Origin of the sequence: Dactylosporangium sp. NPDC000244 (genome assembly GCF_040300725.1) — a bacterium.
Lineage (GTDB): Bacteria > Actinomycetota > Actinomycetes > Mycobacteriales > Micromonosporaceae > Dactylosporangium.
The window spans coordinates 146851-158335 of the sequence record NZ_JBEPEH010000006.1; the positions used below are offsets into that span (position 1 = coordinate 146851).

The 11485-nt window shown below is 72.6% G+C and carries 8 protein-coding genes; 5 read left to right on the forward strand and 3 right to left on the reverse strand.

From position 1 onward, the window contains the following. Positions 1-10: 10 nt before the first annotated feature. Positions 11-694 carry an ABC transporter ATP-binding protein gene (locus tag ABT369_RS10505; protein WP_350611464.1) on the reverse strand — a complete coding sequence of 228 codons (684 nt, stop codon included), beginning with the start codon at positions 692-694 and terminating at the stop codon, positions 11-13. Positions 695-867: 173 nt separating this feature from the next. Between ABT369_RS10505 and ABT369_RS10510 the strand changes: the two genes are divergently transcribed. The 5 genes from ABT369_RS10510 (at position 868) to ABT369_RS10530 (ending at position 8267) form a co-directional block, all read left to right on the forward strand. After that, positions 868-2151 carry a sensor histidine kinase gene (locus ABT369_RS10510; RefSeq protein WP_350611465.1) on the forward strand — a complete coding sequence of 428 codons (1284 nt, stop codon included), beginning with the start codon at positions 868-870 and terminating at the stop codon, positions 2149-2151. Then, positions 2148-2828: a response regulator gene (locus tag ABT369_RS10515; protein ID WP_350611466.1), complete on the forward strand. Its 681-nt coding sequence runs from the start codon at positions 2148-2150 to the stop codon at positions 2826-2828. The genes ABT369_RS10510 and ABT369_RS10515 overlap by 4 nt, the downstream gene beginning before the upstream one ends. Positions 2829-2924: 96 nt before the next feature. Continuing rightward, positions 2925-3716 (forward strand): SMI1/KNR4 family protein, encoded by a 792-nt coding sequence (locus ABT369_RS10520; protein WP_350611467.1) that lies wholly within the window; start codon positions 2925-2927, stop codon positions 3714-3716. A 312-nt stretch (positions 3717-4028) separates the two neighbouring features. Next, positions 4029-6344: a heavy metal translocating P-type ATPase gene (locus ABT369_RS10525; protein ID WP_350611468.1), complete on the forward strand. Its 2316-nt coding sequence runs from the start codon at positions 4029-4031 to the stop codon at positions 6342-6344. Positions 6345-6434: 90 nt separating this feature from the next. Then, entirely contained in the window at positions 6435-8267 is a 1833-nt protein-coding gene (locus tag ABT369_RS10530; protein WP_350611469.1) for a sensor histidine kinase, read from the forward strand. Between the two features lie 9 nt (positions 8268-8276). Here ABT369_RS10530 and ABT369_RS10535 read toward each other — a convergent pair whose 3' ends face one another. Together ABT369_RS10535 and ABT369_RS10540 are read right to left on the reverse strand one after the other, a co-directional pair. Further along, positions 8277-9260, reverse strand: coding sequence for a CE1 family esterase (locus tag ABT369_RS10535; RefSeq protein ID WP_350611470.1), 984 nt, complete (start codon positions 9258-9260; stop codon positions 8277-8279). 250 nt (positions 9261-9510) lie between these two features. Beyond that, the gene (locus tag ABT369_RS10540) at positions 9511-11328 is read right to left on the reverse strand and encodes a hypothetical protein (protein WP_350611471.1); all 1818 of its coding nucleotides are present in this window, start codon (positions 11326-11328) and stop codon (positions 9511-9513) included. Positions 11329-11485: the final 157 nt, after the last annotated feature.

Sequence of the window (11485 nt, forward strand, 5' to 3'; positions counted from 1 at the left end):
AGCGGCATCGTCATCGGGCGGCCCGCGCTTCCGCCTCAACGCCGACCCGGCCGTCGTGCACGATGACGAGCCGGTCGGCGTACCCGGCCACCCGGCTGTCGTGGGTCACCAGCAGCACGGTGACGGCCTCCTGGCGGGCCAGCCCGACGAGCAGGTCCATCACGGCCCTGCCGGTGACCGGGTCCAGCGACCCGGTCGGCTCGTCGGCGAAGAGCACGCGCGGGCGGACGGCCAGCGCCCGGGCGACGGCGACCCGCTGGGCCTGGCCGCCGGACAGCTCGCCGGTCCGCCGCGTGCCGAGCCCGCCGAGGCCGAGCCGGTCCAGCCAGCTCGCGGCGGTCGCGTACGCCGTGTTCCGGCGGACCTTGTTCAGCAGCAGCGGCAGGGCGATGTTGTCCGCGACGGTCAGCTCCGGCGCCAGCTGGCCGAACTGGAAGACGAACCCGAACGCGGTGCGCCGCAGCTTCGTACGGGCCGGCTCGGGCAGGGTGTCGAGCCGCCGGCCGTCGTAGCGCACCTCGCCGCTGTCGGGTGTGCAGATGCCGGAGAGGCAGTGCAGCAAGGTGGATTTGCCGGAGCCGCTGGGGCCCATCACGGCCAGGATCTCGCCGGGTGCCACGGCGACGGTGGCGCCGCGCAGCGCCGGGGTCGTGCCGAACGACCGGGCGACGTCCCGGGCCTCGATCATGCTCATGCCTGGACGCTATGGGCCGCACGGGTTGCCGCGCGTCGATCTGTGCTCCGATATCGGCCGGTCCGCTGGTACGACGCCGCGGCGGGGTCCTACCAGCGATGTACGACCCGGGGCCCGTCGAGCGCTGCCGAGCGGACGATGTGCCGGGCGGGCGGGTTTGCCAGACTTGGCCGGTGAGCTTCACGACGTTCCGCGAACAGCTGCGTACCGGCCCGGTGACCCCGCCGGCGCCGTCGCGATGGGCGCTCGCCGCGGATGTCGTGCTCGCGGTGGCGCTCGCGGGCGGCGCGTACTTCGGCTTCGCCCTGCGCGCCGAGGGAATCCCCACGACGGCGTTGCACGGGCCGCCGGCGCCGGTGGCCCCCGGTGCGTCCGGTCCGCCCGACGTGGTGGTGCCGTACTTCACGTCGCTGCCCTGGCCGCAGGCGCTGTTGTGGGGCCTGGTGGTCGGGCTGGCCACACTGCCCGTGGCGGCCCGGCGGCGCTACCCGCTCGCGGTGTTCTGGATCGTGCTGCTGGCGGCGACGACCTACCACCGGTCGCCCGGCTTCGGCGATCCGCTGTTCACGTTCGCCGCGTGCGTGGTCGCCGCGTACAGCGCGGTGATGCACAGCCCGTACCGTATCCCCGCCGTGGTCAGCGTGGTGCTCGGCGGGATCACCATGGTGCTGCACCGGGCCAGCCTGCCGATCAACCAGCCGGCCCTGCTGCTGATCCTGATCCTCGTGCCGGTCGGGCTCGCGGCGAACGCGGTGCACGGGCTGCAGCAGCGGGTGCGGATGGCGGAAGCCCAGCGGGAGGCCGAGGCGACGTTGGCGGTACAGCGTGAGCGCGCCCGGATCGCCCAGGAACTGCACGACGTGGTCACGCACAACGTGAGCGTCATGGTCGTGCAGGCGGTCGCGGCCCGCCGCGTCCTGCCCGTCGCGCCGGACAAGGTCGATCAGGCCCTGGCCGCCATCGAGTCGGGCGGCCGCGCCGCGATGAACGAGCTGCGGCACGTCATGGGCCTGCTGACCATGGACGGCGACGAGCCCGGCCCGGACGAGCCGGAGGTCGAGCCGCCGTCGCCCGGCCTGGACCGGGTACCGGAGCTCGTCGCCCGGGTCCGCGACGCCGGGACGCCCGTGGAGGTCACCGTCGACGGCGACCCGCAGCCGCTGCCGCCCGGGGTCGACCTCGCGGCGTACCGGGTCGTGCAGGAGGCGCTCACCAACGCCGTGAAGCACGCGGCGGGCGCCGCGGTGCACGTCCGCATCGAGCACCGGCCCGCGGAGGTACGGGTCGAGGTCACCGACAACGGTGGAACCGCCCGTCCCGCGGCCCCGGCCGGCAACGGCCGCGGTCTCATCGGGCTGCGGGAACGGCTCGCGGTCTACGGCGGGACCCTCGCCAGCGGGCCGCTGCCGGACGGCGGCTACCGAGTCCGCGCGACGATCCCGGTGGAGCGGCCGTGACCGCGGACCCGCCGCGGGTCGTGATCGCCGACGACCAGGCGCTGGTCCGCACCGGCTTCGCGATGATCCTCGGCGCCGACGGCATCGAGGTCGTCGCCGAGGCCGCCGACGGGGCCGAGGCCATCGACGCGGTCCGGCGCACGCGGCCCGACGTGGTGCTCATGGACGTGCGGATGCCCGGCGTGGACGGCCTCGAGGCCACCCGGCGCATCCTGGCCGACCACCCGGACCCGCCCCGGATCATCATCCTGACGACCTTCGACCTGGACCGGTACGTGTACGCGGCGCTGAGCGCCGGCGCGAGCGGGTTCCTGCTCAAGGACGTCACCGCCGACCGCCTCGTCTCGGCGGTGCGCATGGTCCGCACCGGCGACGCGCTGCTCGCGCCGAGCGTGACCCGCCGGCTGGTCGAGCGGTTCGCCGGACGCGACGAGGAAACGACGCTCCACCGGGACCTGTCCACCCTGACCCCGCGCGAGCTGGACATCCTCCGGCTGATCGCGCGCGGCCTGAGCAACACCGAGCTGGCGGCACGGCTGCACATCAGCGAGACGACGGTGAAGACCCACGTCACCCGGATGCTGTCCAAGCTCGGCCTCCGCGACCGCACACAGGCCATCATCGCCGCCTACGAGACGGGGCTGATCGTTCCCGGCTCCGGCACGCCGCCCGAGTGACGTCCTCCCCGCGCCGGACCGGTCGCCCTTGAACCGCCTTTGTACGATGCACCGCGCTCTTCTTCGTACACCAGGCATTCAGGAGTTTTTGCGCATATGACATCCCAGCCGCAGTACCACGCGCGTTCGCTGGCCCTGGCCGGGCGAACCGCGGAGACCTCACCCGACGCCGTAGCGGCCCTCGACCGGTTCGCCGCCGAGCGCGGCTTCCCGCTGCCCGCGTCGGTGCGGGAGTGGTATTCACTCGCCGCCGGACAGGAGATCCTGCGCCGGTTCAGCAACGATGACCGCGTGTACGCGGCCCACGAGCTGGGCCGGCCGGAGGAGTGCTCGCCCGACGACGAGTCCGACCAGGAACGCGAGTGGGATCCGGTCGCCGAGATCCAGCTCCTGCCGTTCATGATCGAGAATCAGGGCGTCTGTTTCTGGGCGGTCAAGCTCGACGGCAGCGACGACCCGCCCGTGATGATCTCGCTCGACGACCTGGAACCCACCGACGAATGGACGATGCTCTCGGCTTCGTTCTCGGATCTGGTGTACACCCGGATCTGGGACCACCAGGCGATGTGCGGCGCCCGGACGCTCCGGGCGCCGGTCGCGAGCTTCGACCCGGCCACCTGGGCGGGCTTCGGCACACGGTTGGAGGAGCGGCCCGCGGACAGCAACGGCTGGCGGTACCGGTTCGCCGGAAGCGCCGACGACCAGCGGGTCCTGCTGGAGAAGAACGCGTGGGACCAGGCCGGCCAGTGTTACCTGTGGGCAGCCAGCGACGACCTGCTCGTCGACCTCGTCACCACCGTGCGGGAGTCCACCGGCCTGGCGACGCAGCTCAGCACGTACTGGGGCGACGAGACCCTCAAGCGCATCGGTCATCGCCTGGAGGCCTGAACCGTCTCGTCCATGCGCACGGCGCGGCCGGGGGATCGGTGCCGAACCACCGCCCCCGGCCGTCAGCCGTACCGCTTGACGGACGCCGCGGGCCTCGTGGTGACCGAGCCGGTGGTTCTTCACCGCGATCACGGACGAGATCTCGCCGTCGGCCGGATGGACGAAAGCGTCTGCCTGACGGTCCTCGACGACGGAGGAGGACCGGCGCCAAGGTCGGGCCCTTCGGCCTTGGATCGGGTCCCGCGGCGCATGGAGCATGAAGTGAGGCCGGTTCGCCGGGCCGGCCGGCTCCCAGCGGGACGGAGGGCTCCGATGTCGCAGCCGCGAGGTTCCCGCCTGTGGGCCGCCCGAGAGGCACTGCTGTTCTGGTTGGCGACGCTGCTGCTCATCGCCGGTGTGGTGGCCGCCGCCGCGGGTGCGGGCGGTCCGGCGTCCGCGCTGTGGGCCGGTGCGACGCTGGTCGGCCTGGCCTACTCGACGATCACCATCGCCGTCGCGTTGCTGCGCCGCCGGCCTTCGGTGGATGTCATCGCGTGGCTGGCGCTGGCGGGCGCTCTGCTGGTCGGCCAGCCGCTGGCCGGCGCGGTGATCGCGGTCATGCTGTTCACCGGAGGCCTCCTGGAGGCGCGCGCGTCGGCCCGGGCCCGCCGGGAACTCGGCCGCCTGGCCGCCGGCGCGCCGCGGATCGCCCGCCGGGAGGGTCCGGCCGGCCTGGACGAGATCCCGGTGGACCGGGTCGCGGTCGGCGACCGGCTGCTGGTCGGCGCCGGCGAGCTCGTCCCGGTCGACGGCCGGTTGCTCGACGACGGCGTGTTCGACGAGTCGGCGCTGTCCGGCGAGCCGCTGCCGGTCGAGCGCCGGGCCGGCGACGACGTCCGCAGCGGTGTGGTCAACGCCGGGGCGGCGGCGCGGATGCTGGCCACCGAGACAGCGGCCGCGTCGACCTACGCGGGCGTGGTGCGACTGGTGCAGCGGGCCCAGGCGAGCAGCGCACCCTTCGTCCGCCTCGCCGACCGGTTCGCGCTGATCTTCGTACCGCTGACGCTGCTGGTGGCCGGGATGGCCTGGGCGATCTCGGGTGAGGCGGTGCGCGCCGTGGCCGTGCTGGTCGTGGCGACTCCCTGCCCGCTGCTGCTGGCCGCCCCGATCGCCATCATGTCCGGCGTGTCCCGGGCGGCCCGCTACGGGGTGATCCTCAAGGGCGGGGCGGCGCTGGAGCGCCTGGCCGCCGGGCGGGTCCTGCTGTTCGACAAGACCGGCACGCTGACCAGCGGCCGGCCCGTCCTCGCCACGGTGGCCACCGGCCATGACCTGCCGGCCGACGAAGTCCTGCGGCTGGCCGCCTCGCTCGACCAGTCGTCGGCGCACGTGCTCGCCGCGCCAATCGTGACCGCCGCCCGCGATCGCCGGCTGAGCCTGTCCGCGGCGTCGGACGTGCGAGAACGGCACGGCTTCGGCATCGAAGGAACGGTCGAGGGTCACGCGGTACGCCTCGGCAAGGCGGCCTGGGTCGTCGACGGCCCCGCCCCGGAGTGGGTGCGGCGCGCCCGGCGCCGGGCCACCCTGGACGGGTCGCTGACCGTGTTCGCGGCGGTGGACGACCGGCCCGCCGGGGTCCTGCTGCTCACCGATCCGCTGCGGCCCGACGCGCCGCGCATGATGCGGACCCTGCGCGACGCCGGCATCGAGCGCACCGTCCTGATCACCGGGGACCGGGCGGACATCGCGGAGACCGTCGGGCGGGTTGCCGGCGTCGACACCGTGTACGCCGACCGCGACCCCGCCGACAAGCTCGCCATCGTCGGCGCCGAACAGGCCGCCGCACCGAGCGTCATGGTCGGCGACGGGGTGAACGACGCCCCGGCGCTCGCCGCCGCCGGGGTCGGCGTGGCCCTGGCGGCCCGCGGTGTCACGGCCGCCGCCGAGGCGGCCGACGTCGTGCTCACCACGGACCGCGTCGACGGCCTCGCCGACGCGATCCTCGTCGCCCGCCGCGCCCGACGCATCGCCCGCCGCTCGGCCGCGCTCGGCATGACCCTGTCGCTGGCCGCGATGGTCCCGGCCGCGGCCGGGCTGCTCACGCCGGTGGCCGGCGCGCTGCTGCAGGAGGCGATCGACGTCGCGGCCATCGGCCTGGCCCTGACGGTCCTGCTGCCGCAGCGCACGCATACCGTCACCATGCCGACCGCCGACCTCGCCGTCACCCGGCAGCTGTATGAGCAGCACACCGCCATCCGCCCGCTCGTCGAGCAGATCCGGGCCGTCGCCGACGACCTCTCCGTCACCCGAGCCGACCTCGGGCCCGCCCGTGCGCTGCTCGACCTCCTCGAGACCGACCTGCTGCCACACGAGCGGGCCGAGGAGGAGCAGCTGCTGCCGATCGTCGCGCGGGCCCTCGGCGGTCCCGACCCGATCGCGGCCCTCAGCCGCACCCACGCCGAGATCGAGCACCAGATCCGCCGGCTGCGCCGAACCCTGCCGGACGTCGGCAGCCGGCCCGAGCCGGAAGACGTGATCGACCTGCGGGCCGGGCTCTACGGCCTGTACGCCATCATGCAGCTGCACAACGCGCAGGAGGAGGAGAACGCGTTCAGCCTGATGCCGACGGCTCGCGGCGGCGACGCGTGAACCGGCCCGGGTAGCCTTGAGAAGGTTGGCAGACCTTTCGAAGCGTGTCACCGCGCGATTCGAGCTGCGTCGCCAGCGCGAGGTGTACGTGTGCGACCTGAGAGCGTGATGCGGGAGAGGGCGGCCCCGATGCGGGTACGCCTGCTGTCGTCCTTGGTGCGTGCGAAGCCGCCGCTGCCGCTCGCGCTCCTGCTTGCGGCGGTGGTGATCGCGGCGGAGACCGTGATCCTGATCCCGCTGCACGGCGCCGTCCGCGAGGATTCCCGGGGGATGATCTACCTCGTCGGCGTTCTGGTCATCTCGACCGTGTGCGGGGCCAAGCTCGGTGTGCTGGCGGCCCTGGCCAGCACGTTTGCCTACAACTACTTCCAAGTCCCGCCCTTCGGCAGGTTCGAGGTCGCCACGACCAGGGAGGACCTGCAGGAGGCGGCTGTCTTCATGGCGGCCGCCCTGCTCGTCAGCGGTCTTGCCCACCTCGCCCGCAGACACGCCGCGGAGACGTCCGACCGCCGCCAGGAGGCCGACCTCGGTGCCGGCCTGGCCCGCCTGCTCCTCGGCACCGACGACCTGCAACCCGCCTTGGGCGTCGCCGCGCACCGGATCGCTCAGACCCTCCACATTCCCTGGGCGGCGATCGAGCTCGGCACGGCCACCACGAACGCTGACCGGGTGGCCTTCCCACTGCGGACCTGGTCGACCGACCTCGGCACCCTGCTCGTCCCGGCCGGCCTGCCCGAACCCACCCTGGTACGCCTCCGTGAGCGGATCATTCCCATGCTCGCATCGGTGCTCGGCGCCGCGCGGGAACGCGAGGCGAGCCGGGAGCAGCAGGCCGCGTTGCGCCGGGTGGCGATGCTGGTCGCCAAGGGGATCAAGCCGACCGAGGTGTTCGAGGCCGTAGCCGAGGAGATCGGGCGGGTCCTCGGTCCGTACCCCACGGCGCTGTACCGGTACGAATCCAACGGCACCGTCCGCAGACTGGCCGGCACCATGGAGCTGAACGTGGCCGAGCAGACATTCCCGGTCGAGGGAGAGTCGCTCCTGCCGATGGTGCTGAGGACCCGCGCCGCGGCCCGGATCGCCTCGTACGAGAACTCCACGGGCCCCAACGCCGCGATCGCTCGCCGCGAAGGCATCAAGTCGGGGGTCGGTGTCCCGATCGTGGTCGAAGGCCGTGTCTGGGGGGTGGCCGTCGTCGTGACGATGCGACCCGAGCCGTTGCCGGATGACACCGAAGCCCGCATGGCCGACTTCACGGAGCTCGTCGCGACCGCGATCGCCAATGCCGAGACCCACGCGGAGCTCACCGCGTCGCGTGCGCGCATCGTCGCCGCCAGCGATGAGGCGCGCCGCCGCATCGAACGCGATCTGCACGACGGCGCGCAGCAGAGTCTTGTCGCGCTCGGCCTCCAACTGCGCGGTGTCGAGGCGGCGCTGCCCGCCGACCTGGGGTCCGTCCGTGACGACCTGTCGCTGGCCGTGGGCAACCTGACCGGCGTCCTGCACGACCTGCAGGAGCTCTCGCGCGGCATCCACCCGGCGATCCTCTCCAAGGGCGGACTCGGCGCGGCCGTCAAGTCCCTCGCGCGCCGCAGTCCCACCCCCGTGGACCTCGCCCTGGCCGTCGGGCAGCGACTGCCCGAACAGGTCGAGGTCGGCGCCTACTACGTCGTGTCCGAGGCGCTCACGAACACCGCGAAACACGCCCACGCAACGCTGGTCCACGTCGGCCTCGAAACCTGCGACAGCTGTCTGCGGATCTCGGTGCAGGACGACGGTGTCGGCGGCGCCGGCGTGAGTCGCGGCTCGGGACTCGTCGGCCTCCGCGATCGCGTTGCCGTGCTCGGCGGCCGGCTGGAGATCTCCAGTCCGGCCGGCCACGGAACGGCACTCAAGGCCGAGATCCCGATCGACAAGCGCTGAGCATGGTGCTCAACCCTTGCCCGGATGGGCGCTGAAGAACTTCCAGATCGTATCGGTCGCGTTCAGCGCCGTCGACGGTGGCGGCAGCCCGAGCAGCTTCTCCACCGCCGGCATCGGGGTGCCGCCCGGCCACTGGTGCCCGGCCCCCGCGATGGTGATCAGCTCGACGTCACGCCCGTCGGGGCAGTGGGCCAGCGACGTGGTGACCGAGCTCGAGGTGTGGGCCTCCGGCGCGGAGCACCGCTCGGTCTTGCGCCAGGTCGCGATCTGGTCGGGCACCGAGCCGCCGTCGATCTTGACCGGGATCAGCCCCACGCCGTCGTTGTTCATCTTCCCCGGCTTGCCGTCGTACGGGACGATGTCGTCCCCGGTGCCGTGGATGTGGATCACGGAGATGGGCGCCGGCGACGGGCAGTCCCCGAGCAGCTTGCCGGCCACCACCCCGATCGCGGCGAACGTGGTGCTGTCGCAAGCCAGCCGGTAGGCGAGCATCCCGCCGTTGGATATCCCGGTGGCGTACGTCCGGGCCGGATCGATCGGCAGGTCGTTCGAGACCGCCGCCACCACGTCCTTGATGAACGCCACGTCGTCGACGCCGCCGTGGACCGAGGGGCCGCAGCAGTCGCCGCTCACGACCCAGGATCGCAGGAGCCCGTCGGGGTATGCGACCACGAAACCCTTGCGGTCGGCCTCGGCGTTCCAGCCGTACGCCATCTCCGCCTGGACGCCGTCGCCCAGTGCGCCGTGCAGCATCACGACCAGCGGCACCGGCTTCGACATCGACAGGTTGGCCGGCCGGTACAGCCGGTACGTGCGCTTCGTGCCGCCGATGGTGATGGTGTGGTCGGTCGAACCGGCGGCGACGGCCGGGCTGCGGACCTTGCCCGCGGCCGCCTTGGTCGTGCTCGCAGCGGTCGGTGTGGCCGACCCGCGCCCCTGCGGCTGTCCCGCATCGCAGGCGATGAGGACGATGAGCGCGCACACGGCCGCCACCGCCCACACGGTACGCCTGGCGGACGTCGTACTGCTGGATGGCCAATTCATGAAGCCTCCGCCTCTCTCGGTAACGCGGCCTCTCTCGGTAACGCGGCCTCTCTCGGTAACGCGGCCTCTCTCGGTAACGCGGCCTCTCTCGGTAACGCGGCCTCTCTCGGCAACGCGTGCCTCGTCGGTGGTGCCCGCCGGCCGGTCGGCGCCGTGCGCTGACCGGCCGGCGGGAAAGGGATGCCGCAGGCCGAGCGGGTCAGTTGCCCCGGCCCGGACGGTAGGCCGCCGGACGGTTGTTGCCGGTGGCGCGCAGCCGGATCAGCTCCCAGCCACCCTCGGGGACGTTGTCGCCCTTGTCGGTGCGCAGGTTCATCGGGTTGGCCATGCCGAGGTAGATCGTCGATCCGTCGGCCACCATGTTGCGCACGCCGTAGTTGAAGTAGTTGCCGAGCCCGGTGGTGTTGACCGGGCGGGCCGGCGACTGCGGGCTGTCGAACGCCCACAGGTCGGCGCCGTACGTCTTCGGGTCGGGCGTGCCGAACGCGGCCCGGACCCCCGGCAGCGCCTTCGCGGGCGAGTACTGGCTGATCTGGCCCCAGTCCATCGTGCCGACGTACAGCGAGCCACCGGCGACCACCATCGACCAGGTGTAGTTGTTGTAGACGTTGCCGAACCCGGCCGAGCCCCACTTGGGCTTGTACCCGGTCGAGGCGAGGTGCCAGGCGCCGGCCCCGTTGTTCGCCTTCGGGTCGTACGCGGGCAGCTGCGCCGCCCCGTAGAGCAGGTCGACCGTCGGGCGGCCCTTGTCGAAGTTGGCGGCGCGGAAGATGCTCACCGTGCGCTGGGTGTTCTTCACCGCGAGGCCGCCAGCCTGGTCGTTCGCCGGCGGGTACTGCTTCACCATGGCCGCGGTGGCCTGCAGCGGCACGTGCATCGTGCCCCAGTACAGGTAGCCGCCGTACGAGGCCAGCGAGCCGAGGCCGTACGTCTTGGCCACGACCGGGTCGGGCTCGTACTGGCTCACGCCCCACACCTGCCGCCAGCTGCCGGCGTCGTCCTTGGTCAGGCCGGGCTGCCCGTTGGCCAGCGGCGCGCTCATCCAGAGGCCCGCCGCGGTCGCCTTCGTGCTCCCGCCGGCGCTGGGCCAGGTGGTGACGAAGAGCCGGCCCTGGTGCACGACGAGATCCGCGACCTGCGACGGCAGGTAGCCCACCGCCGTGAACTTGAACGGGTTGGACTTGTTGCCGGTCCAGCGCAGCACCGCGCCGCCGCCCTGGCCCTCGGGGCCGATGCCGACACCGGCGTAGAGCGCACCGTCGGCCACGACGAAGTGCCGGATGTTGCCGTACGTGTTGAGGCTTGTCGACCCGAGGTACTTACCCGAGTTGCTGTCGAAGGCGAAGAGGTTGATGCCGAGCAGACCCGGGCCGCCGAGCAGCACCACGCCGTTGTACGTGCCGGCGGCACGCATGCCGACGGTCGTGTTGAGCCGCAGGCTGTCGTTGCTGGACGCGTTGTTGATGTCGGCCGTCTTGTCGGTCAGCTTCTTCGTCGACGTCTGGTAGACGTACACCTTCGGCGCGCGCCAGTCGCCCAGCCCGGCCGCCAGGTTGCCCGCGCTGCCCAGGCTGTCCTTGAGGTTGCCGAGCCTGCCCCCGAGGCCGCCGATCTTCTGGGTCAGCTGGTTGCCCAGCTGGCTGGAGCCGTACTCGCACACGTAGTCGTCGTTCTGGGTCGGCGTCGTCTGCGCGAGGCTCGTGCCGAGCGTGAGGCACTGGACGTTGGCGCCCGTGCCGAACCAGACCCGGTCGCCCGACTGGGCCAGGCCCCAGATGTACGACTGGTTCACCTTCGCCTGGCCCTCCTGGCAGGGCGGCCCGGACGGGTACGGCTGACCGATGCCGGCGAAGCACTCGTCCGGTGCGGCCTTCGCCAGCAGCTCCGGCCCCGAGGCCGTCCGCGCCGCCTGGGCCGTGATGGCACCGCTGGCGGCCGGCGCGGCGACGAATACGGGGATGGCCGCCAGGATCGCGGCGGGTAGCAGAGATCGGGCGAAGAACCGGATCCTGTGCATGCTTGTCCTCTCATCAGGTACAGGTCCGTCGGCGGCAGCCGCGCGGACGTCGAAAAGGGCGAGAGATAGGGGATCCGCCGACGGGCAGGGGCGTCTGCCGTCGCGGGCGGATGACGGGTACAGCGATGTCCGCACCCCGAGCCGAGCGGGCGGGAAG